Origin of the sequence: Mesorhizobium sp. M0830 (assembly GCF_040319965.1) — a bacterium.
GTDB lineage: Bacteria > Pseudomonadota > Alphaproteobacteria > Rhizobiales > Rhizobiaceae > Mesorhizobium.
Map to the genome: position 1 here is coordinate 1 of NZ_JAMYOR010000039.1, position 25,396 is coordinate 25,396.

The 25,396-nt window shown below is 62.5% G+C and carries 26 protein-coding genes; 12 read left to right on the forward strand and 14 right to left on the reverse strand.

Features of this window, described 5'->3' with window-relative positions; all coding sequences use genetic code 11:
• Positions 1-225 precede the first annotated feature (225 nt).
• Both NKI20_RS21490 and NKI20_RS21495 read right to left on the reverse strand, forming a co-directional pair.
• On the reverse strand, positions 226-1,143 hold the full coding sequence (locus NKI20_RS21490) for a pseudouridine-5'-phosphate glycosidase (protein ID WP_352726567.1): 918 nt from the start codon (positions 1,141-1,143) through the stop codon (positions 226-228).
• A 76-nt stretch (positions 1,144-1,219) separates the two neighbouring features.
• Positions 1,220-2,164 (reverse strand): carbohydrate kinase family protein, encoded by a 945-nt coding sequence (locus tag NKI20_RS21495; RefSeq protein WP_352833986.1) that lies wholly within the window; start codon positions 2,162-2,164, stop codon positions 1,220-1,222.
• 284 nt (positions 2,165-2,448) lie between these two features.
• Between NKI20_RS21495 and recA the strand changes: the two genes are divergently transcribed.
• From recA to NKI20_RS21515, 4 genes are all read left to right on the forward strand, one after another.
• Positions 2,449-3,546 (forward strand): recombinase RecA, encoded by a 1,098-nt coding sequence (gene recA / locus NKI20_RS21500; protein WP_023759787.1) that lies wholly within the window; start codon positions 2,449-2,451, stop codon positions 3,544-3,546.
• A 293-nt stretch (positions 3,547-3,839) separates the two neighbouring features.
• A complete protein-coding gene (gene alaS / locus NKI20_RS21505) occupies positions 3,840-6,506 on the forward strand; it encodes an alanine--tRNA ligase (protein WP_352602701.1) in 2,667 nt (888 codons plus the stop codon).
• A 9-nt stretch (positions 6,507-6,515) separates the two neighbouring features.
• Positions 6,516-7,829, forward strand: coding sequence for an SDR family oxidoreductase (locus NKI20_RS21510; protein ID WP_352602699.1), 1,314 nt, complete (start codon positions 6,516-6,518; stop codon positions 7,827-7,829).
• Complete coding sequence (locus NKI20_RS21515) at positions 7,826-8,305, forward strand: DUF2269 family protein (protein ID WP_352602697.1); 480 nt, start codon at positions 7,826-7,828, stop codon at positions 8,303-8,305. The genes NKI20_RS21510 and NKI20_RS21515 overlap by 4 nt, the downstream gene beginning before the upstream one ends.
• 52 nt (positions 8,306-8,357) lie before the next feature.
• Here the strand turns inward: NKI20_RS21515 and NKI20_RS21520 are convergent, their stop codons facing one another.
• From NKI20_RS21520 to NKI20_RS21530, 3 genes are all read right to left on the reverse strand, one after another.
• Positions 8,358-8,984, reverse strand: a complete 627-nt coding sequence (locus tag NKI20_RS21520; RefSeq protein WP_352602695.1) for a glutathione S-transferase family protein — start codon at positions 8,982-8,984, stop codon at positions 8,358-8,360.
• Between the two features lie 25 nt (positions 8,985-9,009).
• Positions 9,010-10,221 (reverse strand): NADP-dependent isocitrate dehydrogenase, encoded by a 1,212-nt coding sequence (locus NKI20_RS21525; RefSeq protein ID WP_352602693.1) that lies wholly within the window; start codon positions 10,219-10,221, stop codon positions 9,010-9,012.
• 216 nt (positions 10,222-10,437) lie between these two features.
• The gene (locus NKI20_RS21530) at positions 10,438-11,415 is read right to left on the reverse strand and encodes a right-handed parallel beta-helix repeat-containing protein (RefSeq protein ID WP_023759545.1); all 978 of its coding nucleotides are present in this window, start codon (positions 11,413-11,415) and stop codon (positions 10,438-10,440) included.
• Between the two features lie 604 nt (positions 11,416-12,019).
• On the opposite strand from NKI20_RS21530, the gene NKI20_RS21535 reads away from it, so the two are divergent.
• The 3 genes from NKI20_RS21535 to NKI20_RS21545 are packed head-to-tail and all read left to right on the forward strand — an operon-like array spanning position 12,020 to position 13,964.
• Positions 12,020-12,934, forward strand: a complete 915-nt coding sequence (locus NKI20_RS21535; RefSeq protein WP_352602691.1) for an RNA methyltransferase — start codon at positions 12,020-12,022, stop codon at positions 12,932-12,934.
• Complete coding sequence (gene murI, locus NKI20_RS21540; RefSeq protein ID WP_352602689.1) at positions 12,927-13,715, forward strand: glutamate racemase; 789 nt, start codon at positions 12,927-12,929, stop codon at positions 13,713-13,715. The genes NKI20_RS21535 and murI overlap by 8 nt, the downstream gene beginning before the upstream one ends.
• Positions 13,716-13,775: 60 nt before the next feature.
• Positions 13,776-13,964 carry a DUF3008 family protein gene (locus NKI20_RS21545; protein WP_023759541.1) on the forward strand — a complete coding sequence of 63 codons (189 nt, stop codon included), beginning with the start codon at positions 13,776-13,778 and terminating at the stop codon, positions 13,962-13,964.
• A 121-nt stretch (positions 13,965-14,085) separates the two neighbouring features.
• Here NKI20_RS21545 and NKI20_RS21550 read toward each other — a convergent pair whose 3' ends face one another.
• Complete coding sequence (locus NKI20_RS21550) at positions 14,086-14,295, reverse strand: hypothetical protein (protein ID WP_352833996.1); 210 nt, start codon at positions 14,293-14,295, stop codon at positions 14,086-14,088.
• Positions 14,296-14,671: 376 nt separating this feature from the next.
• Here NKI20_RS21550 and rpsD point away from each other — a divergent pair, with 376 nt between their 5' ends.
• Positions 14,672-15,289, forward strand: a complete 618-nt coding sequence (gene rpsD / locus NKI20_RS21555) for a 30S ribosomal protein S4 (protein WP_224664054.1) — start codon at positions 14,672-14,674, stop codon at positions 15,287-15,289.
• Here the strand turns inward: rpsD and NKI20_RS21560 are convergent.
• Positions 15,286-15,414 carry a hypothetical protein gene (locus NKI20_RS21560; RefSeq protein WP_352833999.1) on the reverse strand — a complete coding sequence of 43 codons (129 nt, stop codon included), beginning with the start codon at positions 15,412-15,414 and terminating at the stop codon, positions 15,286-15,288. The two genes, rpsD and NKI20_RS21560, sit on opposite strands and share 4 nt — an antisense overlap.
• Positions 15,415-15,480: 66 nt before the next feature.
• Between NKI20_RS21560 and ttcA the strand changes: the two genes are divergently transcribed.
• The 3 genes from ttcA to NKI20_RS21575 all read left to right on the forward strand — a co-directional run bounded on the left by ttcA (position 15,481) and on the right by NKI20_RS21575 (position 17,676).
• Positions 15,481-16,368, forward strand: coding sequence for a tRNA 2-thiocytidine(32) synthetase TtcA (gene ttcA, locus NKI20_RS21565; RefSeq protein ID WP_352726583.1), 888 nt, complete (start codon positions 15,481-15,483; stop codon positions 16,366-16,368).
• The gene (locus NKI20_RS21570) at positions 16,358-17,185 is read left to right on the forward strand and encodes an inositol monophosphatase family protein (protein ID WP_352726584.1); all 828 of its coding nucleotides are present in this window, start codon (positions 16,358-16,360) and stop codon (positions 17,183-17,185) included. Before ttcA ends, NKI20_RS21570 begins: the two co-directional genes overlap by 11 nt.
• 83 nt (positions 17,186-17,268) lie before the next feature.
• Positions 17,269-17,676 (forward strand): UCP034077 family protein, encoded by a 408-nt coding sequence (locus tag NKI20_RS21575; protein WP_352834003.1) that lies wholly within the window; start codon positions 17,269-17,271, stop codon positions 17,674-17,676.
• Here the strand turns inward: NKI20_RS21575 and NKI20_RS21580 are convergent.
• The 7 genes from NKI20_RS21580 to NKI20_RS21610 all read right to left on the reverse strand — a co-directional run bounded on the left by NKI20_RS21580 (position 17,673) and on the right by NKI20_RS21610 (position 25,006).
• Complete coding sequence (locus NKI20_RS21580; protein ID WP_352834006.1) at positions 17,673-18,941, reverse strand: multidrug effflux MFS transporter; 1,269 nt, start codon at positions 18,939-18,941, stop codon at positions 17,673-17,675. The two genes, NKI20_RS21575 and NKI20_RS21580, sit on opposite strands and share 4 nt — an antisense overlap.
• Before the next feature lie 152 nt (positions 18,942-19,093).
• Positions 19,094-19,429, reverse strand: coding sequence for a Grx4 family monothiol glutaredoxin (grxD, locus tag NKI20_RS21585; RefSeq protein ID WP_013532137.1), 336 nt, complete (start codon positions 19,427-19,429; stop codon positions 19,094-19,096).
• Positions 19,430-19,597: 168 nt separating this feature from the next.
• A complete protein-coding gene (locus NKI20_RS21590) occupies positions 19,598-20,332 on the reverse strand; it encodes a class I SAM-dependent DNA methyltransferase (RefSeq protein WP_352834010.1) in 735 nt (244 codons plus the stop codon).
• A gap of 27 nt (positions 20,333-20,359) precedes the next feature.
• A complete protein-coding gene (locus NKI20_RS21595; protein WP_023759532.1) occupies positions 20,360-20,593 on the reverse strand; it encodes a BolA/IbaG family iron-sulfur metabolism protein in 234 nt (77 codons plus the stop codon).
• A gap of 133 nt (positions 20,594-20,726) precedes the next feature.
• Entirely contained in the window at positions 20,727-21,239 is a 513-nt protein-coding gene (locus NKI20_RS21600) for a hypothetical protein (RefSeq protein WP_352834013.1), read from the reverse strand.
• On the reverse strand, positions 21,236-23,467 hold the full coding sequence (gene purL, locus NKI20_RS21605) for a phosphoribosylformylglycinamidine synthase subunit PurL (RefSeq protein ID WP_352834016.1): 2,232 nt from the start codon (positions 23,465-23,467) through the stop codon (positions 21,236-21,238). The genes NKI20_RS21600 and purL overlap by 4 nt, the downstream gene beginning before the upstream one ends.
• Before the next feature lie 120 nt (positions 23,468-23,587).
• On the reverse strand, positions 23,588-25,006 hold the full coding sequence (locus NKI20_RS21610; protein WP_352834019.1) for an aminotransferase-like domain-containing protein: 1,419 nt from the start codon (positions 25,004-25,006) through the stop codon (positions 23,588-23,590).
• A gap of 93 nt (positions 25,007-25,099) precedes the next feature.
• Here NKI20_RS21610 and NKI20_RS21615 point away from each other — a divergent pair, with 93 nt between their 5' ends.
• Positions 25,100-25,351, forward strand: coding sequence for a DUF1127 domain-containing protein (locus tag NKI20_RS21615; protein ID WP_352834022.1), 252 nt, complete (start codon positions 25,100-25,102; stop codon positions 25,349-25,351).
• Positions 25,352-25,396 lie beyond the last annotated feature (45 nt).

Here is a 25,396-nt window from a genome sequence, read left to right on the forward strand (position 1 = left end):
AAGACGGACAAACCCCGTTTTACGGGGCATGCACATGCGGCATTTCGATTCACTCAAAACTTTCCCCGGACAGCCCTGCGCAAGGAGGGAGATTGGCAGTTTCAGCGTCTGCCTGCTTTTTTCAACGTTGAAGATTGGCGGAGGCGTCGATGACATTCGATCTCCCCGCTTGCGGGGGAGATGGCCGGCAGGCCAGAGGGGGTGCTGTCCCGCCGACATTGGCGGCTACAGCGCCTTCGCAATCCTTGCCGCAAGCCGCGCATTGTTCTCCACCAGCGCGATGTTGGTCTTCAGGCTCCGGCCGCCGGTCAGTTCGAGGATTTTCGACAGCAGGAACGGCGTCACCGCCTTGCCGGTGACGTTGAGCGCCTCGGCGGCCTTCTGCGCGGCTTCGATGTAGCCGGCCATCTCTTCGGCCGGAATTTCGTGGTTCTCGGGCACCGGATTGGCGATCAGCATGCCGCCGGCGAGCCCCAGCGAAGCCCGAGTCTGGTAGAAATGCGCGATCTCTTCCGGTTTGTGTAGGGTCAGCGGCGCGCGGAACGGCGAATGCCGCGACCAGAAGGCCGGCATCGTCTCGCAGCCATGGCCGATCACCGGCACGCCGCGCGTTTCCAGCACTTCCAGCGTCTTTTCGATGTCGAGGATGGCCTTGGCGCCGGCCGACACGACGATGACCGGCGTGCGCGCCAGTTCGTCGAGGTCGGCAGAAATGTCAAAGCTCTTTTCGGCACCCTTGTGCACACCGCCGATGCCGCCGGTGGCGAACACTTTTATGCCGACCATATGCGCCGCGATCATGGTGGCGGCGACCGTGGTGCCGCCGGTGCGCCCTTGCGCCACCGCAAAACCGAGGTCGGCGCGCGACAGCTTCATGGCGTCGCCGGTCATGGCGAGGGACTCACGCTCGCCGTCCGACAGCCCGATCTTGATTCGGCCGCCGACCACGGCGATCGTCGCCGGCACGGCGCCGCCATCGATGATGATCTTTTCGACATCGGCCGCCATGGCGCCATTGTCGGGGTAGGGCATGCCATGGGTGATGATGGTGCTTTCCAGCGCCACCACCGGCCGGCTGGCGGCCAGGGCTTGCGCCACCGGCGCGTGGATATCGATGAAGGGGCGGGCGGTTTCTGGGGTCATCTGGATCTCCAACCCGGAATGAAGCGCATCCACAAGGGGCCTGCGAAAAGATTCCGGCACTGTGAATTTGCCGGTCTCATGCCACTTCCTGCGCGTCCGGCACAAGAGCCAAGGCCTCCGCGAAGGTCGCCGCGGTGAAATCCGGCACGGCGTCGGCGCTTTCAATGGCAAGCGTCGCCGCGGCAATGCCCTCGCGCAGGGCCACCCGTAGCGGCAGGCCGTGCAGCAAGGCAGCGACCGTTGCGCCGGCCAGCGCATCGCCGGCGCCGGTGACGTCAGCCACCCTTCTTGGCGGCGGCGGCAGGATCGAGAAGACGCCGGCTTCATCGAAGCCCAGCATGGCACTGCCGCCCGCCGTCACCACGCCGCTCTTGAGCCCTGCGCGTCTCAGCCCGGCGACGATGTCTTGCGGGGAAGCCGCCGCGTCCAGGTCCGCCAGTGCGATCGCTTCGCGCCGGTTCATGAAGACGACGGTCAGATTGCCAAGCACCGGCTTCAAACGCACGATCTTGGCCGGCGAAATGGCAATGGCGAAGACGGGTTTGCCGGCGGCAAGCGAAACCAGCCGCTCCAGTGCCGCCGTCGGCAGGTTGGCATCGCAGAAGATGGCATCGGCCGCCGCGACCACCTCGCGGACCCTGGAGCGCCTGATCTGCTTGGGAAAGGCCAGGTCATAGAGCGCCATGTCGGCAAAGCCGACGATCAATTCGCCCTCGCTGTCGATCAGCGCCGTATAGCTCGGCGTGGTGCGGTCGAGGAACACCGCGGACAGGTCGGCAATGCCTGCCGCGGCGATGGCCCGTGAAACGGTATCGGCAGCGGCATCGCCGCCGCGCACGGACAGCAACGACGCGGAGACGCCACGGCGAACCGCGCTGCGCAGCGCGTTGAAAACGCCGCCGCCGACATCCTCGTGCATAGTGCCCGGGTTGGAGGCGGCGGGCACATACGGGCCCGACACTTGGCCGCGCCGGTCGATATGGGCGCCACCTACGGCCAGTATTCTCGCGGATTTCAGCATGCAGGCGATATGACCTTTGTTATTCCAGTCGCACAAGCGCTAGGCTGCGTGACGGAGCTTCGCGCGCGAAGGTAGCGATTCGGCGGATCGAAACAATCGAGCCGCCTGGCCCAATGCGTTAGACATCGTGAAGCCAAATCGTGAGACAAAAAAAGAACAGATCTGGATATTTATTGTTTTTCAGATATTTGACCCCTCTTGCCAAACGAGAACAAAAAAGGTACAAATTGGGGCAGGGATTACGGATTGTCCGGCCTTCATTGACGACCAAGGGGTGATGTATCATGGCTCAGAATTCTTTGCGGCTGGTAGAGGACAAAGCGGTGGACAAATCAAAGGCTCTGGATGCGGCGCTGTCGCAAATCGAGCGGGCTTTCGGCAAGGGCTCGATCATGCGGCTCGGCGCGAACGAGCAGGTCGTCGAGATCGAAACGGTGCCGACCGGCTCGCTTGGCCTCGACATCGCGCTTGGCGTCGGTGGCCTGCCGCGCGGCCGCATCGTCGAGATCTACGGGCCGGAAAGCTCGGGCAAGACGACGCTGGCCCTGCACACGGTGGCCGAAGCCCAGAAGAAGGGCGGCATCTGCGCCTTCGTCGATGCCGAACACGCGCTCGATCCGGTCTATGCCCGCAAGCTTGGCGTCGATCTGGAAAACCTCCTGATCTCGCAGCCCGATACCGGTGAGCAGGCGCTGGAAATCTGCGACACGCTGGTGCGCTCCGGCGCCATCGACGTGCTGGTGGTCGATTCGGTCGCTGCGCTGACGCCACGCGCCGAAATCGAAGGCGAGATGGGCGATTCGCTGCCCGGCCTGCAAGCTCGCCTGATGAGCCAGGCGCTGCGCAAGCTGACCGCCTCGATCTCGCGTTCCAACACCATGGTCATCTTCATCAACCAGATCCGCATGAAGATTGGCGTCATGTTCGGTTCGCCCGAAACCACCACAGGCGGCAACGCGCTGAAATTCTACGCCTCGGTGCGCCTCGACATCCGCCGCATCGGCTCGGTCAAGGACCGCGACGAGGTCGTCGGCAACCAGACCCGCGTCAAGGTGGTCAAGAACAAGCTGGCGCCGCCCTTCAAGGTGGTCGAGTTCGACATCATGTATGGTGAAGGCGTGTCCAAGACCGGCGAACTGGTCGATCTCGGCGTCAAAGCCGGCGTGGTCGAGAAGTCGGGCGCCTGGTTCTCCTACAATTCGCAGCGTCTCGGCCAGGGCCGCGAAAACGCCAAGCTGTTCCTGCGCGACAACCCCGACACCGCGCGCGAGATCGAACTCGCGCTCAGGCAAAATGCCGGGCTGATCGCCGAGAAATTCCTTGAGAATGGCGGCTCCGAAGGTAGCGACGACGGTTTCGAGGAGGAATCCGGCGCGATGTGAGAGCCTCGCGCGATGGCCGGAGTTCGGCCATAATCTCGCTCTATTATCTCAGGCTTATGTAATCGAGTTCCGTGTTAATTGCGTTTCGAACCGCCGGCCTAGCGCCGGCGGTTTTTTGCGTCTTGGCAGGGAAACGGGGCCTGGCTCGGACAGCCGGCAAAGGTCGTGGAATGGACCAATTCCGTGTTTCTGGACAGGGTGAAGCGCGGCGGCTAAAAGGCCAACTCTATCTCTGGAAACGCAGAGCCCATTTCCGCCGGTTTGCCGGCGGCTCTCTCGAAAAGGCAGCATTCATGAGTGGCGTGAACGAAATCCGGTCGACATTTCTCGACTACTTTCGCAAGGAAGGTCACGAGATCGTCGCGTCGAGCCCACTGGTGCCGCGCAACGATCCGACGCTGATGTTCACCAACGCCGGCATGGTGCAGTTCAAGAACGTCTTCACCGGGTTGGAGAAGCGGCCCTATTCGCGCGCCTCGACCGCCCAGAAGAGCGTTCGCGCCGGCGGCAAGCACAACGACCTCGACAATGTCGGCTATACCGCGCGCCATCTGACCTTCTTCGAGATGCTCGGCAATTTCTCCTTTGGCGACTACTTCAAGGAGCGCGCCATCGAACTAGCCTGGAACCTGATCACCAAGGAATTCGGCCTGGACAAGGACAAGCTGCTGGTCACCGTCTATCACACGGATGACGAGGCGGCCGGCTTCTGGAAGAAGATCGCCGGGTTTTCCGATGACCGCATCATCCGCATCGCGACCTCGGACAATTTCTGGGCGATGGGCGACACCGGACCTTGCGGGCCGTGCTCGGAGATATTCATCGACCGCGGTGAACACATCTGGGGCGGACCTCCCGGCAGCCCGGAAGAGGACGGCGACCGTTTCCTCGAATTCTGGAACCTGGTGTTCATGCAGTATGAACAGGTGACGAAGGAGGAGCGCATCGATCTGCCGCGCCCGTCGATCGACACCGGCATGGGCCTGGAGCGCATGGCCTCCGTCCTGCAAGGGGTGGAAAGCGTCTTCGAGACCGACCTCTTCCGTCATCTGATCGAGGCGGCGTCGTCAGCGCTTGGACAGGGTCCCGACAAGGAGACGGTCGCGTCCTTTCGCGTCATTGCCGATCACCTGCGCTCGTCATCCTTCCTGGTGGCAGACGGCGTGCTGCCGTCGAACGAAGGCCGCGGCTATGTCCTGCGCCGCATCATGCGCCGCGCCATGCGTCATGCGCAGCTGCTCGGTGCCCGCGATCCCCTGATGTGGCGCCTGGTGCCGGCGCTGGTGCGCGAGATGGGCCAGGCCTATCCGGAACTGGTGCGCGGCGAGCAGTTGATCACCGAGACCCTGAAGCTCGAGGAGACCAGGTTTCGCAAGACGCTGGTGCGTGGCCTCGGCCTGCTCTCGGAAGCGACGGAAACACTGCATGCCGGCGACATGCTGGACGGCGAGACGGCCTTCAAGCTCTACGACACCTACGGCTTCCCGCTCGATCTGACGCAGGACGCGCTGCGCCAGCGCAGCATCTCGGTCGATCTTGCCGGCTTCACCAATGCCATGGAGCAGCAGAAGGCCGAGGCGCGCAAGCATTGGGCTGGCTCCGGCGATGCGGCCACCGAAACCGTCTGGTTTTCGGTGCGCGAGAAGGCGGGCGCCACCGAGTTCCTGGGGTACGAGACCGAACAGGCCGAAGGCATCATCCAGGCGCTTGTCCGGGACGGCAAGACCATCGACAGCGCCGGCAAGGGCGATGCGGTGGCGATCGTCGTCAACCAGACGCCGTTCTATGCAGAGTCCGGCGGCCAGATGGGCGACACCGGTATCATTTCAGGCGAGGGGTTCTCGATCGAGGTCTCCGACACGCAGAAAAAGGCTGATGGCTTGTTCGTGCACATCGGCAAGGTGGCCAGCGGCACGGTCAAGACGGGCGCCGCAGTCGAGTTGAAGGTCGACCATAGCAGGCGCTCCCGGCTGCGCGCCAACCACTCCGCGACGCATCTGATCCATGAGGCGCTGCGTGAGGTGCTGGGCAGCCATGTCGCGCAGAAGGGCTCGCTGGTGGCGCCGGAGCGTCTGCGCTTCGACATCTCGCACAACAAGCCGATTTCACCGGAGGATCTCGAAGAGGTCGAGCGCATGGCCAACGAGATCGTCGTGCAGAACGGCCCAGTGAACACGCGCCTGATGTCGGTCGACGATGCCATCGCCGAAGGCGCCATGGCGCTGTTTGGCGAGAAGTATGGTGACGAAGTGCGCGTTGTTTCGATGGGCACCGGCGTGCATGGCGCCAAGGCCAACCGGCCCTATTCGGTCGAGCTCTGCGGCGGCACGCATGTCAGGGCGACCGGCGACATCGGCCTGGTGCGTGTCGTGTCGGACAGCGCGGTCGCCGCCGGCGTGCGCCGCATCGAGGCGTTGACCGGCGAGGCGGCGCGAAAACATCTCGATGAGCAGGACCGGCGCCTGAAATCGGTCGCCGCGACGCTGAAGATCTCGCCGGCCGACGTGCCGGCGCGTGTCGAGGCGCTGCTCGACGAGCGCAAGAAGCTCGAAAAGGAGCTGACCGAAGCGCGCAAGAAGCTGGCGCTGGGCGGCGGCGCGGCGGCTGGTGCGCCGGCCGAGAACGAGACGGTGGCGGGTGTCGGCTTCCTCGGCAAGGCGGTCTCCGGCGTCTCGCCAAAGGATTTGAAGCCGCTGGCTGACGCCGGCAAGACCTCGCTGGGTTCGGGCGTCGTCGTCTTCGTCGGCGCCGGTGAGGACAACAAGGCGAGCGTTGTGGTCGCTGTCACCGACGATCTCGTCGGCCGTTTCAGCGCCGTCGATCTGGTGCGCGTGGCCTCCGCCGCATTGGGCGGGCAGGGCGGCGGCGGGCGGCCAGACATGGCCCAGGCCGGTGGTCCAGATGCGTCCAGGGCCAATGATGCGATCGCCGCGGTAAAGGCTGCACTCGAAGCCGCCTGAAAGCCGCCCATGCCCGAAAGCGCCGGCAAGAAAGTGCTCGTCCTTGGCGGATACGGTTTGGTCGGCGAAGCCATCGTCAGCCGCTTGCAGCGCGACGGGCATCAGGTAACCGGCCTCGGCCGCGATGTCAGCGATGCCGAGCGGCGCTGGCCAGCGGTGCGCTGGATTGCGGCCGACATTGCGCAACTGCTTTCCGCTGAAGACTGGCTGCCGGTTGTCGGCGGCATGGATGCAGTGGTCAATGCGGCGGGCGCGCTGCAGGACGGCCCGCGCGATCGCCTCGACGCCATCCATCGTGCCGCGGTGACGGCGGTGGTCGCTGCCTGCGAACAGGCCGGTATCAGCCGCTTCGTCCAGATCTCCGCCATCGGTGCCGATCCGGCCTCGGCAGATGCTTTCTTCCGCACCAAGGCACGGGGCGACGAGGCAGTCGCGGCCTCCTCGTTGGCATGGACGATCCTGCGCCCAGGACTGGTGATCGCGCCCGCCGCCTATGGCGGGACGGCACTGTTACGCGCGCTTGCGGCCTTTCCCGGTTTTGTTCCTGTCGTCATGGCGCGCCAGCCGATCCAGACAGTGGCCGTCTCCGACGTTGCCGAGGCGGTGTCGCGCGCGGTCGCCGGATCCTTGCCGCCGCGCCTCTCCGTCGATCTCGTCGAAGCCGAGGCGCGCTCGCTCGCCGAAGTGCTGGCCGCCTTTCGAGCATGGCTTGGGTTGCCACCCGCCCGAGTTGTGCCGATGCCGGCCTTTTTCGGCCGTATCGCGGCTGTTGTTGCTGATGGCCTTGGGCTGCTTGGCTGGCGATCGCCATTGCGCAGCGCAGCCCTTGCCGCGCTTGGGCGCGGCGTCACCGGAAACCCGGTGCCTTGGAGCGAGGTTTCCGGCCACCCGCTAATGCCGCTGGAGGGAACGCTGGCTACCATTCCGGCGCATGTTCAGGAGCGCTGGTTCGCGCGTCTTTGGCTTCTGAAACCGCTCGTATTGGGCGTCCTCTCTCTATTCTGGCTGGTCTCCGGCATTGTCGGCTTCGCCCGGTACGACGCGGCTGCCGACATTCTGGTTTCGCATGGCCTGTCGCCCGCGCTGGCGTTCGGGATGGTTCTTGCCGGAAGTGCCGCCGACCTCGTTGTCGGCGCCGCTGTTATCGTTCGGTCCTTTGCGCGCCTCGCGCTGATGGGGATGATTGCCATCACCTTGGCTTACCTCAGCGTGGCAGCCGCACTTGCGCCCGACCTGTGGCTCGATCCTCTGGGAGCAATGGTCAAGTCTGTACCTGCACTTTGCCTTGCCCTGGTGGCGCTGGCGATTTTGGACGAGCGATGAGCCTCTGGGCCGACATACTGCGCTGGGCGCATATCATCGGCGCCACGGTTCTGTTCGGCACCGGCGCCGGCATCGCCTTCTTCATGCTGATGGCGCAGCGCACCGGCCGCGCCGATATCGTCGCCCATGTCGCCGGAACGGTGGTCATCGCCGACACCATCTTCACGGCGACCGCCGTTGTCGCGCAGCCGATCACGGGTGCGCTGCTGGCGCGGACCATGGGCTGGCCACTGTCCGAAGGCTGGATTGTGCTGTCCTTGCTGCTCTATGTCGTGACAGGCCTGTTCTGGCTGCCGGTGGTCTGGATACAAATCCGGATCCGGAATCTGGCGCGACAGGCGGCCATCGAGAATGGACCGCTGCCCGCCGAAGAGAAGCGCCTTTTTCGGATCTGGTTTGCCTGCGGCTTTCCTGCTTTCGCTGCCGTGCTTGCCATTCTATGGCTGATGGTCACACGGCCGGCAATCAGTCTTTAGCCATCTCCGGTGCGATTGCCGCGATGCGAGTTCGCCGGCGTGCTCAGGCCGATCAGCTCGTCGGGGCACTCGCGACAAAGCTTGGACGAGCTGAAATCCGCTCCCACCAAGCCTGGATCGTCGGAAATTCAGCTAGCAGGCTTTGTCCTTCGGCGACCTTGACGAAATAACCCACGATCGGCGCCGCGTGGAGATCGGCCAGGGTCAGCTGGTCGCCCAGCAGCCACGGCCCTGGCAATATCAGCGAGGAAAGCGTCTGAAGCGCCTTGCTTGCCTGCGAAAGCCCGTTGGCGATCAGTGCTTCGTCAGGGGCTTCCTTCTCCAGCCGCTCGACGGCGACATCCCAGACCATGGATCTGTATGCATAAGCGTCGAGCATGCCGAGGATTTGGTTCATCGTTGCGCGGACGCGGAGTCTCGCGGGCTGAAGGCTCGGCCCGTCAAACGCCTCGTCGATATATCTGGCAATCGCGCTCGTCTCGAACAGCCGAAATCCATCATGCTCGAAAGCCGGGATGCGGGCGAACGGGTGGTGCTCGAAATACCAGGCGGGAATACCCTCGACGGCAAAGACATCGACCGGCACAAGCTCGTAGTCGATGCCTTTTTCCGTAAGCACGAGGCGGACAATGCGCACATAGACGCTGTAATTCGCCCCGTAGACGATGGGCTTGCCCATGCTGGCCCTCCCGAACCTCGAGAGGTCAGGCCATCGCCTTCTGCAGGTTCTCGTCGATCTTGTCGAGGAAGCCGGTGGTCGAAAGCCAGGGCTGGTCGGGGCCGATCAGCAGCGACAGGTCCTTGGTCATGAAGCCGGATTCGACGGTCTGGATGCAGACCCGTTCCAGCGTCTCGGCAAAGCGTTTCAGCTCTGCATTGTCGTCGAGCTTGGCGCGATGGGCGAGGCCGCGCGTCCAGGCGAAGATCGAGGCGATCGAATTGGTCGAGGTTTCTTCGCCCTTCTGGTACTGGCGATAATGGCGTGTGACGGTGCCGTGCGCGGCTTCGGCTTCCACCGTGTTGCCGTCCGGCGTCATCAGCACCGAGGTCATCAGGCCGAGCGAGCCGAAACCCTGCGCCACCGTGTCGGACTGGACGTCGCCGTCATAGTTCTTGCAGGCCCAGACATAGCCGCCCGACCATTTCAGGCTGGAAGCCACCATGTCGTCGATCAGCCGGTGCTCGTACCATAGCTTCTTCGACTTGAACTCGGCCTCGAATTCAGCCTCGTAGACTTCCTGAAAAATGTCCTTGAAGCGGCCATCATAGGCCTTGAGGATGGTGTTCTTGGTCGACAGATAGACCGGATAGTTGCGCAGCAGGCCGTAGTTGAGCGAGGCGCGGGCGAATTCGCGGATCGACTCGTCGAGATTGTACATGGCCATGGCGACGCCGGCGCCGGGCGCGTCGTAGACATCGTGCTCGATCACCTTGCCATCCTCGCCGACGAACTTGATCGTCAGCTTGCCCTTGCCGGGAAAGCGGAAATCGGTGGCGCGGTACTGGTCGCCGAAGGCGTGACGGCCGACGATGATCGGCTTGGTCCAGCCGGGCACCAGCCGCGGCACGTTCTTCATGATGATCGGCTCGCGGAAGATCGTGCCGCCGAGGATGTTGCGGATGGTGCCGTTCGGCGACTTCCACATCTTCTTCAGCTTGAATTCCTCGACGCGCTGCTCGTCGGGGGTGATGGTCGCGCATTTCACGCCGACGCCGTATTTCTTGATGGCGTTGGCCGAATCGATAGTCACCTGGTCGTTGGTCGCGTCGCGATGCTCGATGCCGAGGTCGTAATATTCGAGCTTCAGGTCGAGATATGGGTGGATCAGCTTGTCCTTGATGAACTGCCAGATGATGCGGGTCATCTCGTCGCCGTCGAGCTCGACGACCGGGTTCGCCACCTTGATCTTCGCCATGGAAAAAATGCCTCGTTCGAATGTTGATTGATTGCGGTCGGCCCCGCAGGGACAGGGACCTCGCCTATAGCAAAGCGATCCGAGCGGTGCAAACGGGGCAGCCGAAGACACAGGCTGCTGCTGTAGCAAGCGGGAACAAAAAAGCGATGCCGGCACCACCTCTTGAGAGGCAGCCGGCATCGCCTTTGTTTCGTGCTGCTGCGGAGACGACAGGGCTTATTGCAACGGTGTCCCGCCCGGGCCCGGGAATGCCGTGATCGGCGTGCCGTCGGTTATGTTGCCGGAGATCATGTTGTTCTTGAACGACTGGACAGCGCCGCTACCGGTGTTGCTGACCCCGGTGACATTGCCGAACACCGCCGATCCGCCGAGAAAGGCGATGGCGCTTCCGCTGCCGCTGGCCGCGGCACCGTTCGCGTTGACGCCGACGCCGGCATTGGCGCTGATTGTGGTGCCGACAATCGTCGCACGCACCGACGATGCCGCGGCGACGGATTTGACCGTCACCCCGTTGCCGGTGTTGCCGCTGACCAGGCTGTTGGTCAGCGTCATGTTCATGGCAAGGGTGTTGCCGGTGCCGTCGACAAGAATGCCGCTGCCGCTGTTGGTAATTTCCACCTTCGAAAGGATGGCATTAATTCCAATGGCCCCAGACGTTTTGATGAGAACACCTTCAGCGCCTGCCTCGGCTATCCGAGTGTTGCTTATGTAGAGTTCGCTGTTCCCGTTGGCGAGAAATTCGACGCCGTTGCTGGTTACCCTCTCTATGTTGGAATCCTCAATATGCAGTTGGCCTTGGCCAATCATACGCACTCCGTCCAAGCCGTTGCCTGCGCCGTCTATATCAAGGCCGCGAAGATGCACCACGGAGCCGGCAGGCGTGTTGACGACGACGCCGTTTACAAGGGAGGAGAGCACACCACCTTCAGTCGTCTTGCAGTCGATGGTGATGGATTTGGTGATGGTGACCGTGCCGAAGCCGCCCGGGTCGAGACAATTGATCTCGCCGCTCGTCGCCGTCTTCGAGATAGCGCCGGCAAAGGTCTTGCAAGGCGCCGTTCTGCTGCAAGGATTGGCGTCGTCACCAACACCGGAAACCCACGTCCGTGTCGCCTGCGCGGAAGCTGGCGCGATCAGGAAAACTGACGCCACAAACAACACAGCGAGTGAAAGGAAAAACCGTACCAATTTCATTTGCCCCTCCTAGATTATGGCCAACGCCCTCGTCGGCCGCTGAAACCCGTGTCGAAATGCTGGGGCGCAGATAAAATGACGGGAGTATGCAAGGCGCACTCCGCCTTCCAAATACCATTCGTCGATACACATTGAACCCCAAGCGGGTCGGATATTATAGTGTTCTAATCTAATTTTCCAGTGACGCGCTGCGTCATCGTAAACAAATATGCACCCTGATCGTAGATGATTTCTAAGAATGCAAAACATCGTCGATGCCGGCAGCGAGCATGAGACGGTACATCTGTCGGCGATTTGGGATGCGGGTTGGTGGGACAAGGCAGTAAATGAGATCGGATTTATTCCGTTATAAACACCGAGGAGCTAGTCTCGTCATTTTTTCATACGCCGTGCGACGACTGGCTTGCCCAGACACGTGTGGCGACTTTCGCGAGCCCGACGGTCGCGTGCATCAAGAGTGCGACCATCGGATTTCTTAACGCAACCAAGGGAAGCGGCAGGTACGCGCTACAGCAATTTCTCAGTCGGGCGACCGACCGCTCTTCAAAAAGCCGTATCGATATGGCAGGACGCGGAGACTTCGTAGCGCAATCATCTGGAACACATGGCAGGAACGGACTTTCAGCGCGGCCTCGTGACCACCGGCCCGGCGATCATCCTCGTCGAACCGCAGCTTGGCGAGAACATCGGCATGGTCGCGCGCGCCATGGCCAATTTCGGCTTGGTCGAGCTGCGCCTGGTCAACCCGCGTGACGGCTGGCCGAGCGAGAAGGCACGCGCGGCGGCCAGCCGCGCCGATCATGTCATAGACGCAGTCACCGTCTTCGGCGATCTGACCTCGGCGCTCGCCGATTTGAACTTCGTTTTTGCCACCACGGCCAGGCAGCGCGACGGCTTCAAAGCCGTGCGGGGTCCGGTGGAAGCGGGCAGGATGCTTCGGGCCCGTCACGCAATGGGGCAGCGAACCGGCATCCTGTTCGGACGCGAGCGCTTCGGCCTCTACAATGACGAGGTTGGCCTAGCCGACGAGATCGTCACTTTTCCGGTCGATCCCGATTTCTCCTCGCTCAACATCGCCCAGGCGGCGCTGCTGATGTCCTACGAATGGATGAAGTCCGGCCTTGAGGACGAGACCAAGACCAATTTTTCCGGCCCGGATATGAAGCCGGCAAGCAAGGAAGAACTGCACGGCCTGTTCGCCTATCTCGAAGGTGCCTTGGAAGCGCGCGGCTATTTCCGGCCGGCCCCGAAGAAGCCGAAGATGGTCGACAATCTGCGCGCCGTACTGACACGCCCCGGATTTGCCGAACCGGAGCTCAAGGTGCTGCGCGGCATCATCTCGTCGCTCGACCGATTTTCGCCGGCGATGCCGCGCGGCGATGGTTCCCCGGGCGACGATCCAAGGCGGTTGCCCGCGGCCGCCGCGCGCGCCCGCAAAGCGGAAGGCAATCGCCTTGCCGACACCGGCAAGGACGACGACGTACCGCCATTCGGCGGAAAGGGCACCGACAATGACTGAGCGGCCGATCCTGATGTTCGATTCGGGCATCGGCGGGCTCACCGTGCTGCGCGAGGCGCGCGTGCTGATGCCCGATCGCCGCTTTGTGTATATCGCCGATGACGCCGCGTTCCCCTATGGCGCCTGGGAGGAACCGGCCCTCAACGCCCATATCCTTGGCCTGTTCGGCGCGCTGCTGGAAAAATTTCGGCCCGAGATTTCGGTCATCCCCTGCAACACCGCGTCGACGCTGGTGATCGATGCGCTGCGCGCGAAATTCCCGGGCCATCCCTTTGTCGGCACGGTGCCGGCGATCAAGCCGGCGGCGGAGCGCACGCGCTCCGGGCTGGTCTCGGTGCTGGCGACGCCCGGCACGGTCAAGCGTCAATACACGCGCGACCTGATCGGCAAATGGGCGCAGAAATGCCATGTGCGGCTCGTCGGCTCGGACCGGCTCGCCCCGCTGGCCGAGATTTACATGCGCGAGGGGTTCGTCGACGAGGAGATCGTGCGTCAGGAGATCGCACCATGCTTTGTCGAGAAGGACGGCGCCCGCACCGACATCGTCGTGCTCGGCTGCACGCACTATCCGTTCCTGGCCAACCGCATGCGCAAGACCGCACCCTGGCCGGTCGACTGGATCGACCCGGCCGAAGCGATCGCCCGCCGCGCCATGTCGCTGCTTGCACCGGTCGACGGACCGCTGCCGGTGGGTGAGCCCGACATTGCAGTCTTCACCTCCGGCAAGGTGGACTTCGCTACCAGCCGGCTCATGCAGGGCTTTGGCCTGACGGTCGCCTGATATCCGGAACATTGGCTGGCTTGTCGCGTTTTCTCTCAGGCAATGAAGGGAGAATCAGCCATGCCAGCCACCTCGAAAGCCCAGCAGAAAGCCGCTGGCGCCGCCTTGTCGGCCAAGCGCGGCGAGATGAAGAAGGGCGAACTCAAGGGCGCTTCCAAGGGAATGTACGAATCGATGAGCGAGAAGCAACTTGAGGAATTCGCCGAGACGAAGCGCAAAAGCCTGCCGGAGAAGAAATCGAAACATTAGGGATCAGGGCATCCGCGTTTCGCCATCGATAACAAGCTCGTCCATAAGAACATGAGCTGGAATGAAAAAGCCCGCGGCCAAGACCGCGGGCTTTGAAGCGATATGTCGGCCGCCTGAGAACTTACCAGCGCCCCCGGCAGTGCCTCACCTTGTAACGAACGACGTGCCTGTGGCCGTGCCGCCAGACCACCCTTTTCTTCACCACGATGCGGCAAACCTCGTGGTGCCGATGTCCTTGCCAATGCCTGGCCTCTGCCGGCTCCGGCGTCATGACCGCCATGGATCCCGCCAACACCGCGGCTCCCGTCAGGGTAAGGAAGAACTTCTTCATGCGAATTGTGGCTCCTTTGCTCAAGTCCCTTCCTAATGCCGTTGGCGCAACCTCCCGCCACGTCCGGCACCGCACTCAACCCAGAGACGCTATATCGCCGCCAAACCCAAGGCCAGCAGCAAGCTTGACACCGGTTAAATCTCCGTTTAATCAGCGCGCCAACACCGGGCCGCAACGCCCGGTGGTTTTCTTTATGTGCGCAAGATGCGTGGAAACTCAATTCTGCTATCTTGTTTGAACTGACGTGTCCCGTGGGTTTTCCGCCGCGTTGCGTGGGAAAACCCTGTCAGGTCTCGAAAACGGAGGCCAGAGGAGGGCGCGTTTCCTTCACCCGGACCATGAGGTTCCGGGTGCGTTGTTTTGAAAAGGGAATGCGATGAGCAAGCGCGAATCCGCGAAGTACAAGATCGACCGCCGTCTTGGCGAAAACATCTGGGGCCGCCCGAAGTCCCCGGTCAACAAGCGTGAATACGGCCCCGGCCAGCATGGCCAGCGCCGCAAGGGCAAGCTTTCCGATTTCGGCCTGCAGCTGCGCGCCAAGCAGAAGCTGAAGGGTCACTATGGCGACGTTTCGGAAAAGCAGTTCCGCAAGGTCTATGAAGAGGCGGACCGCCGCAAGGGCGACACCTCGGAGAACCTGATCGGCCTGCTCGAGTCGCGTCTCGACGCGGTCGTCTACCGCGCCAAGTTCGTGCCGACCATTTTCGCCGCCCGTCAGTTCGTCAACCATGGCCACGTCAACGTCAACGGCAAGCGCGTCAACATCGGCTCGTACCGCTGCAAGCCGGGCGACGTCATCGAAGTCCGCGAAAAGTCGAAGCAGCTGGTCATCGTCCTGGAAGCGGTCGGTCTCGCTGAGCGCGACGTGCCGGACTACATCGAAGCCGATCACAACAAGATGGTCGCGACCTTCTCGCGCATCCCCGGCCTGGCGGATGTTCCGTTCGCCGTGCAGATGGAACCGAACCTGGTCGTCGAATTCTATTCGCGCTAAGCGACGAATTCCGTTCGCGCTGAGCGACGAATTCCATTCGCGCTGAGCGAAACGCATTTGCGATACCATTCAAAGGCCGCCGTCGAGGCGGCCTTTTCTTTGTCTGCCTTTTCTTTCTCGGCCATGTCCGCTACTCCCGGGCGCAACGAAGTGCCGAACCGTCGTTGCTCCCGGGTTTTGGAACTGACGCGATGAACATGTTGCCAGACGCCGAATCGCTTGAACCAGCAGCCGACATCGCGGGCGGCTTCCATCCGCTTTTCGCCGATGCGCCGTCCTCGGTCGAGTTCAACAAATTGCGCAAGCGGCTGTTGCGGCTGACCCGGCAGGCGATCGAGGATTTTTCGATGGTGAAGCCCGGCCAACGCTGGCTGGTCGCGCTGTCGGGCGGCAAGGATTCCTACGGGCTGCTCGCCGTGCTGCTTGATCTCAAATGGCGCGGGCTGCTGCCGGTCGAATTGCTAGCCTGCAATCTCGACCAGGGCCAACCGAATTTCCCCAAGCACATTCTGCCCGATTATCTCGACAGATACGCCATCCCGCATCGCATCGAATATCAGGACACTTATTCCGTCGTCACCGACAAGCTGCCTGCGGGCAGCACCTATTGCTCGCTCTGTTCGCGGCTCAGGCGCGGCCATCTCTACCGTATAGCGCGTGAGGAGGGGTGCTCGGCGCTGGTGCTCGGCCACCATCGCGAGGACATTCTCGAGACCTTCTTCATGAACCTGTTCCACGGCGGCCGTCTCGCCGCCATGCCGCCAAAGCTGCTCAACGACGACGGCGACGTCATGGTGCTGCGGCCGCTGAGCTATTGCGCCGAGGGCGATCTCGAAAAATTTGCCACCGCGATGCGATTCCCGATCATTCCCTGCGATCTCTGCGGCAGCCAGGAGGGTCTCCAGCGCAACGCCATGAAGGCCATGCTCGAGGACCTGGAAAAGCGCATGCCCGGCCGCAAGGACACGATGCTGCGCGCGCTGTCGAACAGCAGGCCATCGCATTTGCTCGATAGAAAGCTGTTCGATTTCGCGGCGCTCAATGAGACCGTCGGCACAAGGCAAGCCGATGACATTTGACGATACTGCGATCGACTGGCTCGCTGGCCTTCTATCCGATGCCGCGAAAGCCGAAATCATGCCGCGCTTTCGCCGGTTGGGCGAGGGCGACATCCGCCAGAAGACCTCGGCCGCCGACCTGGTGACGGAAGCCGACGTCGATGCCGAGCGGCTCATCACCGAGCGGCTGCGTGAGCGTTACCCCTCGGCGATGGTCGTCGGCGAGGAGGCCTGTTCCGACAATCCGGCACTGCTTGATGGCCTCGTTGATGCCGATCTGGCGTTCGTCATCGACCCGGTGGATGGCACTTTCAACTTCGCCTCCGGCGTGCCCTTGTTCGGCGTCATGCTGGCGGTCGTGGTCAAGGGCGAGACCGTTGCCGGCATCATCCACGATCCCGTCGGCAAGGACTGGCTGATCGGTGCCAAAGGCGCCGGCAGCCATATCCGGCATGCGCATGGCAGCATCGAGAAGGTCCATGTCGCGGCACCCTCGCCGATCTCGGAAATGACCGGCTCTGTCTCCTGGCAATATATGCCCGAGCCGGAGCGGTCGCGGCTGGCGCGCAACCAGACCAAGATCCTGTCGCAATTCGCCTATCGCTGCGCGGCGCACGAATACCGCCTGCTGGCCAGCGGCCATGCCCACTTCGTCGTCTATAACAAGCTGATGCCGTGGGACCATCTGGCCGGTGTGCTGATCCATGCCGAAGCCGGTGGTCATGCCGCACGTTTCGATGGCAGCGCCTATCTGCCCTCGCATCTCGGCGGCGGCCTGCTTGTCGCGCCCGATCGGGAAAGCTGGCAGGAATTGCGCCGCGAACTCTGGGCGCAATAGGATCAATCCTGCGGCCAGTGTCCGAACCGCCGGTGTCCGGCTGAAGGAGCGGTGCAATCTCACGCAAATCCGGAGGCTCTCGAATGAAACCTCGGTTCGCAATTGTCGCGGCGGCACTTGCCGCCGCCTTGTTTGCCAGCTCCAACGAGGCAAGATCCCAAGAGCGCACCTGTCGCAGTACCGATCCCGTCGACACGATAAAGGAGATGTCCGACGCAATCTACGCCTGTTGGAAGCCGCCGCCCGGAACCGCCGGCATGTCCCTGACGCTGCGGTTCTCGCTTCGTCGCAACGGCACACTGATTGGCAAGCCTCGCGCCACCTATTCCGATCTGGGGACCGATGCCCAGCTCAGCCGGGCCTTCGTGGCTTCAATCCTCAGGGCACTCGACGACGCCCTGCCATTGCCCTTTTCGGACAGCATGGGCGAAGCCATCGCGGGGCGTATGCTTGCCCCTCGCTTCACGGCAGCCCTTGAGGGTGCGTCCTAATGCAAGTCGGTGATGTGCCCAGAGACGGGCGGGTTCTGCGGCTGGAACATCTTGCCGCGCTCGGCGATGAAAATCATCAGCAGCGCTGCGACCGAGACGCTGCAGAAGCCGGCGGCCAGCGGCGTCACCGTGCCGTTGAACGCCTGGCCGATCAGCGTGCCGAGAATGCCGCCCAAAAAAGTCTGCATGAAACCCAGGATGGATGACGCCGTGCCCGCCAGTTGGCCGAGCGGCTCCATGGCCAGCGCGTTGAAATTCGCGCCGAGGGCGCCGAACGGTAGCATGGCGCAGGCAAAGAAGGTGATGAACAGCCAGAGCGGCATCTTCATTTCCAGCGAAACGACCAGCCAGGCAAGGCTGATGACCAGGAACAGCAGCAGCGCACTCTGCGACAGGCGGCGCATGCCGATGCGGCCGACAAGGCGCGAGTTCAGGAAGTTGGAGAAAGCAAGCACGCCGGCAACCCCGGCGAAGATGACCGGGAACATCTCGCCGACATTGAATATGTCGACATAGATCTGCTGCGCCGAGGCGATGAAGCCGAACATGGCGCCGAAAATGAAGGTGCTGGCGAAGGCATAGCAGATCGCAACGCGGTTGGTGAGCACGATGCGAAACCCGCCGACAATGGAGTTGACGGTCATCAGCCGGCGATGTTCGGGATGCAATGTTTCGGGCAGGCGCAGCAGCGACCAGGCCGAGACAATGAGTGCACCGACGGCCATGGTGACGAAGATCCAGTGCCATGTCGCTAACAGCATGATGAATTGGCCGATGCCGGGGGCAATGACCGGTATCGCCATGAACACCATGAAGATCAGCGACATCACTTCGGCCATGCGTCGGCCGTCGAACGTATCGCGCACGATCGAGACGGCGATGACGCGGGTCGCGGCAGCACCAATGCCTTGCACGGCCCGGCACAAGAGCAGTGTTTCAAAACTCGGTGCAACGGCGGCCGCCGCAGCCGCGGCGACATAGACCACCAGCCCAGCGACCAGCGGCGCGCGACGGCCGAAGCGATCCGAGATCGGCCCGAAGAACAGCTGGCCGCCACCGAAGCCCAGAATATAGGCGGTGATCACATATTGCCGGTGGTTTTCGTTCTCGACGCCAAGCGAGGCGCCGATCTGCTGCAGAGCAGGCAGCATGATGTCGATGGCCAGCGAGTTCAGCGCCATCAGCGCGGCGCACAGCGCAATGAATTCCCAGCGAGGAATGGGCAGTATGCTTGCCGATTGCGGCGCTGATTTTTGCTGGTCCACGGCAAGTCCGATCTTTCAAACGAAAATGCGCCGGCGGGCCGGCGCATTGGCTCGTCTTGGTCCCTAGTTCAGGACATGAAAATTGCCGAGGTGCCCTGGCGTTTCATGCATGTTTGCGGCGGTTAGGCGGCCGACATGCACGAAAACAAAAGTCAGGCGGCGCCTTTGACGCTGACGCCCTTTTCGACAAGGAATGTCTGAAGTTCGCCCGCCTGGAACATCTCACGCACGATATCGCAGCCGCCCACGAATTCGCCCTTGACGTAAAGCTGCGGGATCGTCGGCCAGTTGGAATATTCCTTGATGCCCTGGCGCAGTTCTGCGGAGTCCAGAACATTCACGCCTTTGTAGTCCGCGCCGATATAGTCAAGAATCTGGACGACCTGGCCGGAAAACCCACATTGCGGGAAACCGGGCGTGCCCTTCATGAAAAGGACGACGTCGTTGCCCTTCACTTCGTTGTCGATGTAGTCGTTGATGCCGCTCATTGAATATCCTTTCCCGCCTGTGGGAGTCAGGCTCGAAACATTTCCATTCAAATAAACCCAACGATTGCTCGAAACAAGACTTTAGCCGTGCCGTGGCTGAAATGGCGCAAAGGATGGGCTGTGTTGGGCCAAGCGGTCGTTGCGGCCTCTGTTGTCGGTCGGGCAATGTTATTTGCGCGCACGCACACAGATGAACGCCGGCGCCAGGCTCAGTTCGGCAAAGTGGCGGGGATCGACGGTTTCCATTTCGGGCAAGGGAAGTGGTTCGACAAGGCGGTCGAGTGTCCAGCCGGTGTCGACAAGGCCGTTGAGAATGTCGCCGAGTGGCCTGCGGTAGGATTCGACATAGGGATTGGGTTCCCCGAAACCGCCCCAGTGCATGCCCCAGCGATTGGTCTCGAAATAGCTCTTCTCGCCCCGACTGCGGGCATCCGCCCAGTCGCGCATCGGATGACCCATCGAGAAGACCAGCCAGCCGCCTGGTCGTGCGACGCGATGGAATTCCGAGAAAACCGGCTTGAGGGTCTCGACATAGTCGAGCGCCAGCGCACACAGCACGCCGTCGACACTCTGATCGGCGAGCCAGTCCAGAGGTTTCGTCATGTCGCCGACACGGATCTCGATATCGAGCCCGGCGCATCGTTGGCTGGCGATTGCCGCCATCTCCGGCGTTACATCGAATGCCCTGACGCGCGCACCGGCCTGTGCCAGCTTTTCCGAGCAGATGCCGGACCCGCAGCCGGCATCGAGAAGGTCGAGCCCGGCGACGTCGCCAACAAGTGCCAGCGACGCCGGGCGCTCATAGAGGGCATTGTGCGGCTTGCCTGGAGCAAACGCATCATAGCGATCGGCAAACGAGGCGTAAGCTCGCCTAGCGATTGGCGTATCGCTGCTGCTGGTCATGGTTGCCGTCTTCGTTTCTTGTGCGTTTTAGTCGGGAACGCTGGTCTGCAGCGCAAGCGCGTGCAGCACGCCGCCCATATTGCCCTTCAGCGCGTCGTAGACCATCTGGTGCTGCTGCACGCGGGTTTTTCCCCGAAAGCTCTCGGCCACCACCTCGGCCGCATAATGGTCGCCGTCGCCGGCGAGATCGCGAATCGTCACCTTGGCGTCCGGAATGCCGTCCTTGATCAGTTTTTCGATGTCGCGGGCATCCATTGCCATGGCAGAATCCTGTTTCGAGCGGCCGGTAGCCGGCCATTAGATGAGAGTCGGGCGAGCCTAAAGCCTTTCCGGTCCGGATTGAAGCCGTTCTGTCCCATCAAGGGCAAGACGATCCGGGAACATCAGGGAAGATTTAGGCCCGTGGGCTTGCTTCATCCTCGGCGACGTCCTCACGTGTCGAAAAAGCACGGCCAAGGCTGAAAGTCAGCACATAAAGGGGAATGTTGATAATCAGGCTGATTATGGGGAGATAACTCGTCATCTGCCAGGCTGGCGAGAAGAACGGTTGACCGTAACCGTCGCAGACGAGCGAAGAGCCGTACTCCCACAGCGCCCCTATGACCACCGCGCAGGCGAAAAGCTTGATGCAGGTGACGATATGTCTTGCCCGTTCCGGATCCGGGAAAAGGCGGCCCCAAAGCACCAGGCAGATGATCGGAACCGCGTAGATGAGGTTCTGCGCGATGAGCATCGGGATGGCGCCGTTGGCCGCGGCAAGAAACTGCGCGCGTGTTTCCAGCCGGGCGCAAACCTCGCTTGAGGTCGTCGACAGCAGGAAGAAGACGAACGGCCCAAGGAACCAGAAGAAGAACAGCGACGGCCAGAAGACGACTGCAAGCAGCGCCCTGGCAGCCAGTTTGCTCAACTGGCCTGACCCATGAAGCGCGGGAACCAGCCCTCGTGCGCCCCCGACAGTTCGCTGACCGGGATTGCCCGCGCCTCGCCAAGCTTCAGCGCGCTGCCGCCGGTAGAGCCGATCCACGGTGCGAAGATGCCGAGTTCGCCCTGCTGCTTGCGGATGGCGTCCCATTCATCGCCATGCGGGTCGATCGACAGCGTCAGCAGATAACGGCCCTGATCCTCACCGAACCAGACCGGGATCGGATCGGTGCCGACAAGCCCGGGAACGGTCGCGCCGATGCCGGAGGCCATCGCCATTTCGGCCAAAGCCACCGCGATACCGCCATCGGATACGTCATGTGCCGCCGTGACGATGCCGGATGCGATCAGTGCGCGCACATGGTCGCCGACGCGTTTTTCATGGTCCAGATCGACCGGTGGCGGCGGGCCATCGGTGCGGCCGTGGATGTCCCTGAAATAGACCGACTGGCCGAGATGCGTTCCCCAGGAGGCCGGCGCGCCGACCAGCAGGATCATCTGGCCTTGCGCGGCAAAGCCGGTCCGCACCATCTTCGACCAGTCGGCGATCAGTCCGACGCCGCCGATCGTCGGTGTCGGCAAAATGCCCTGGCCATTGGTTTCGTTGTAGAGCGAGACATTGCCGGAGACGATCGGGAAGCCGAGTGCGCGGCAGGCCTCGCCAATGCCTTTCACCGCGCCGACCAGCTGACCCATGATCTCGGGCCGCTCAGGGTTGCCGAAATTGAGATTGTCGGTGGCAGCCAGCGGCAGGGCGCCGGTGGCGGTCAAATTGCGCCAGCATTCGGCCACCGCTTGTTTGCCGCCCTCATACGGGTCGGCCTCGCAATAGCGCGGCGTCACGTCCGACGAGAAGGCGAGCGCCTTGGTGGGATGGCCATCGACGCGCACCACGCCGGCATCGCCGCCGGGAAGCTGCAGAGAATTGCCCTGGATCAACGTGTCGTATTGCTCCCAGACCCAACGGCGCGAGGAAAGATCCGGTCCGCCGAGCAGCTTCAACAGCGCATCGGCCACGTCGGCTTGCGGCACGTCATCGGCGGCCAGCGGCGCCGGCTTCTTCGGCTCGACCCACGGCCGGTCATATTCCGGTGCTTTGTCGCCGAGATCCTTGATCGGCAGGTCGGCGACCTGATCCCCTTGGTGCAGCACGCGAAAACGCAGATCGTCGGTGGTCCTGCCGACGATGGCGAAGTCGAGCCCCCATTTGTGGAAGATCGCCTCGGCTTCCTGTTCCTTCTCGGGGCGCAGCACCATCAGCATGCGCTCCTGGCTTTCCGAAAGCATCATTTCATAGGCGCTCATGCGCTCTTCACGCACCGGCACCTTGTCGAGATCGAGCTCGATGCCGAGGTCGCCCTTGGCGCCCATCTCGACCGCCGAGCAGGTCAGGCCGGCGGCACCCATGTCCTGGATGGCGATGACGGCGCCCGAGGCCATCAGTTCGAGGCAAGCCTCCAGCAGGCACTTTTCGGTGAAGGGATCGCCGACCTGCACGGTCGGGCGCTTCTCGTCGATCTTGTCGTCGAATTCAGCCGAAGCCATGGTGGCGCCGCCGACGCCGTCGCGGCCAGTCTTGGCGCCGAGATAGACGACAGGCAGGCCGACGCCCTTGGCTTCCGACAGGAAGATCGCGTCGGTCTTGGCAATGCCTGCCGCAAAAGCGTTGACCAGGATGTTGCCGTTGTAGCGGGCGTCGAAATTGACCTCGCCGCCGACCGTCGGCACGCCGAAGGCGTTGCCATAGCCGCCGACCCCGGAAACCACGCCCGAAACGAGATGCCTGGTCTTGGGGTGGTCAGGCGCGCCGAAGCGCAGTGCATTCATCGCAGCGATCGGCCGCGCGCCCATGGTGAAGACGTCGCGCAATATCCCTCCGACGCCGGTCGCCGCACCCTGATAGGGCTCGATGTAGGACGGGTGGTTGTGGCTCTCCATCTTGAAGACGACGCAGTCGCCGTCGCCGATGTCGACCACGCCGGCATTCTCGCCTGGGCCCTGGATGACCTGCGGGCCCGTAGTCGGCAGCGTGCGCAGCCACTTCTTCGACGATTTGTACGAACAATGCTCGTTCCACATCGCTGAGAAGATGCCGAGTTCGGTGAAGCTCGGTTCGCGCCCGACAAGATCGAGAATGCGCTGATACTCGTCGGGCTTCAGCCCGTGCGCGGCGATAAGCTCGGGGGTGATCGGCACGGAATTGGAAATGGTCATGGGCAGCGATTTTTGTCCGGGGCGCGTTGGGATTTTGAGTCACGTCTTATCGCAAGCTTTAAGGTCGATACACCCATGGTTCGACGAAAACGACGGAAAACCGGACAAAACCACAGGGCGTCAGGAGAAGCTGTCGTAGCCGGCACTGCCTTCATCGAGAAGTCGCCGGATCACCGCGACACCCTCGGCGATGTCCTTGCGCTGCCGTGGCTGCGAAATGCCGAAGCGGACGCCGTGGAAAACCTGCTCGGAACGGCCGGCCTTGAACTCGTCCTCGTCGTCGATCAGCACGCCATGCTCCAGGCAGGCGTTCTTGAAGGTGCCGGAAAGCCAGGGATCGGGTAGGGTCATCCAGACAAAAGGCACCCTGTCGTGTGCCTTGAACGCGAAGCCGGCCAAAGTCTCCCGCACGATCGCGATGCGGGCGCTGATTTCGCCGATACTGCGCTTGCGTATCTCATCCGCCTGGCCCGACAGCACCAGCCTTGTATTCACCTCGGCCAGCAGGAAAGGCATGCCGCCGGTCATCATCTTGTGGGCGACGCGGATGCGATGGCGATAGGCAGGCGGGCAGGAAAGCCAGCCGCCGCGCACACCGGCCGCGACCGACTTGGACAGGCCACCCGCCACAATGGTGCGTTCTGGCGCGTATTCGGCCAGCAACGGTGTCGGATCGTCGGTCAAATTGCCGTAGAGATCGTCCTCGATGAGGATGACGTTGTATTCGCGCGCGACACGCGCGATTGCCTCGCGGCGCGCCGCCGACAAGGTCGCCAGCGTGGGATTCTGCGCCGTCGGCATCAGGAAGATCATCCTGGGATGCTTTTGCGCGCAGACGCGCTCGAAATCCTGGGGGTCGATACCTTGGTCGTCCGATGCCACCAGTGCGGTGCGTCGGCCGATCAGGCCGGCGCTACGGGAAATCTGCGAGTAGGTGAGGTGCTCGAAGGCGACATAGTCGCCAGGGGTGGTGAGCGCCGCGATCGCCGCCATCACCGCGGCGTGGGTGCCGAGTGTGGGGACGATGGTCTCGCCATTAGGTCTGAACGAATTGCGCGATAGCCAGCGGGCGCCGGCTTCGAACCAGCGGTCGGGGAAATCCCTGGTATAGCTTGAAATCTCATGCGGGTGGTCCTGCGTCGTGCGCGACAGGATATCGGCGATATCAGCGCCCTGGCCGATGTCTGGCGCTGCCGTGCTGTCGAAACGCAATTTGCCGCGCGGTGCATCGATATGGCGAGTGCCTTCGCCACTGGTGACCGGCGCCGGCAGGTTCGGTTTCGCGCCGTCGGCGCGCTGACCGAGTACATAGGTTCCACGCCCGACTTCGCCGCTTACTAGGCCGCGCTCGCGCAGCAATTGATAGGCCCGGCCGACCGTGCCGACCGTAGTGCCGATGTCGTAGGCGAGGTCGCGTTGCGGCGGCAGCTTTGCTCCGGCTTCGATCACACCCCGATCGATATCCGTTTCGATTGAATCCGCCAGGCGCTGATACAGCGGGCCGGAGCCGTCAGTGACATCTGGAAGCCAATTTGTCATGGTGACAATTTTCTATATTGCACCGAATTGTGAGTCAATACATATCGGAGTTGCACCAAAAAGGGTGCAATTTGGAATTCGGGTCGAAAGAAAATGAGCACAATCGCTACAATCCGCTCTTCGAGAGTCGAGCTATCAGGTCAATCGGCACGCCCATCGAGCCAAAGTGGCTTTGTCACCCGTCTGGTGCGCTTGGTCAGGTCGCTGGCGAGATGGATCGGCCATCTGCTGGAGCGTCGGCGCAGCAGGCTGGCGCTTCTGGAAATGACCGATGACCAACTCAAGGATATCGGGGTCTCGCGCTGCGATGCCCACCGCGAGGGTATCAGACCCTTCTGGGACTGAAAGCCAAGGCATTTTGCAGCCAAGCGGAATCGCTTGGCGTCGCAG

Excerpts from the sequence above, each read along its gene's own strand:
- NKI20_RS21490 (WP_352726567.1), bottom strand. The coding sequence starts at position 1,143 with ATGACCCCAGAAACCGCCCGCCCCTTCATCGATATCCACGCGCCGGTG.
- NKI20_RS21495 (WP_352833986.1), bottom strand. The coding sequence starts at position 2,164 with ATGCTGAAATCCGCGAGAATACTGGCCGTAGGTGGCGCCCATATCGAC.
- recA (WP_023759787.1), top strand. The coding sequence starts at position 2,449 with ATGGCTCAGAATTCTTTGCGGCTGGTAGAGGACAAAGCGGTGGACAAA.
- alaS (WP_352602701.1), top strand. The coding sequence starts at position 3,840 with ATGAGTGGCGTGAACGAAATCCGGTCGACATTTCTCGACTACTTTCGC.
- NKI20_RS21510 (WP_352602699.1), top strand. The coding sequence starts at position 6,516 with ATGCCCGAAAGCGCCGGCAAGAAAGTGCTCGTCCTTGGCGGATACGGT.
- NKI20_RS21515 (WP_352602697.1), top strand. The coding sequence starts at position 7,826 with ATGAGCCTCTGGGCCGACATACTGCGCTGGGCGCATATCATCGGCGCC.
- NKI20_RS21520 (WP_352602695.1), bottom strand. The coding sequence starts at position 8,984 with ATGGGCAAGCCCATCGTCTACGGGGCGAATTACAGCGTCTATGTGCGC.
- NKI20_RS21525 (WP_352602693.1), bottom strand. The coding sequence starts at position 10,221 with ATGGCGAAGATCAAGGTGGCGAACCCGGTCGTCGAGCTCGACGGCGAC.
- NKI20_RS21530 (WP_023759545.1), bottom strand. The coding sequence starts at position 11,415 with ATGAAATTGGTACGGTTTTTCCTTTCACTCGCTGTGTTGTTTGTGGCG.
- NKI20_RS21535 (WP_352602691.1), top strand. The coding sequence starts at position 12,020 with ATGGCAGGAACGGACTTTCAGCGCGGCCTCGTGACCACCGGCCCGGCG.
- murI (WP_352602689.1), top strand. The coding sequence starts at position 12,927 with ATGACTGAGCGGCCGATCCTGATGTTCGATTCGGGCATCGGCGGGCTC.
- NKI20_RS21545 (WP_023759541.1), top strand. The coding sequence starts at position 13,776 with ATGCCAGCCACCTCGAAAGCCCAGCAGAAAGCCGCTGGCGCCGCCTTG.
- NKI20_RS21550 (WP_352833996.1), bottom strand. The coding sequence starts at position 14,295 with ATGAAGAAGTTCTTCCTTACCCTGACGGGAGCCGCGGTGTTGGCGGGA.
- rpsD (WP_224664054.1), top strand. The coding sequence starts at position 14,672 with ATGAGCAAGCGCGAATCCGCGAAGTACAAGATCGACCGCCGTCTTGGC.
- NKI20_RS21560 (WP_352833999.1), bottom strand. The coding sequence starts at position 15,414 with ATGGCCGAGAAAGAAAAGGCAGACAAAGAAAAGGCCGCCTCGACGGCG.
- ttcA (WP_352726583.1), top strand. The coding sequence starts at position 15,481 with ATGAACATGTTGCCAGACGCCGAATCGCTTGAACCAGCAGCCGACATC.
- NKI20_RS21570 (WP_352726584.1), top strand. The coding sequence starts at position 16,358 with ATGACATTTGACGATACTGCGATCGACTGGCTCGCTGGCCTTCTATCC.
- NKI20_RS21575 (WP_352834003.1), top strand. The coding sequence starts at position 17,269 with ATGAAACCTCGGTTCGCAATTGTCGCGGCGGCACTTGCCGCCGCCTTG.
- grxD (WP_013532137.1), bottom strand. The coding sequence starts at position 19,429 with ATGAGCGGCATCAACGACTACATCGACAACGAAGTGAAGGGCAACGAC.
- NKI20_RS21590 (WP_352834010.1), bottom strand. The coding sequence starts at position 20,332 with ATGACCAGCAGCAGCGATACGCCAATCGCTAGGCGAGCTTACGCCTCG.
- NKI20_RS21595 (WP_023759532.1), bottom strand. The coding sequence starts at position 20,593 with ATGGCAATGGATGCCCGCGACATCGAAAAACTGATCAAGGACGGCATT.
- purL (WP_352834016.1), bottom strand. The coding sequence starts at position 23,467 with ATGACCATTTCCAATTCCGTGCCGATCACCCCCGAGCTTATCGCCGCG.
- NKI20_RS21610 (WP_352834019.1), bottom strand. The coding sequence starts at position 25,006 with ATGACAAATTGGCTTCCAGATGTCACTGACGGCTCCGGCCCGCTGTAT.
- NKI20_RS21615 (WP_352834022.1), top strand. The coding sequence starts at position 25,100 with ATGAGCACAATCGCTACAATCCGCTCTTCGAGAGTCGAGCTATCAGGT.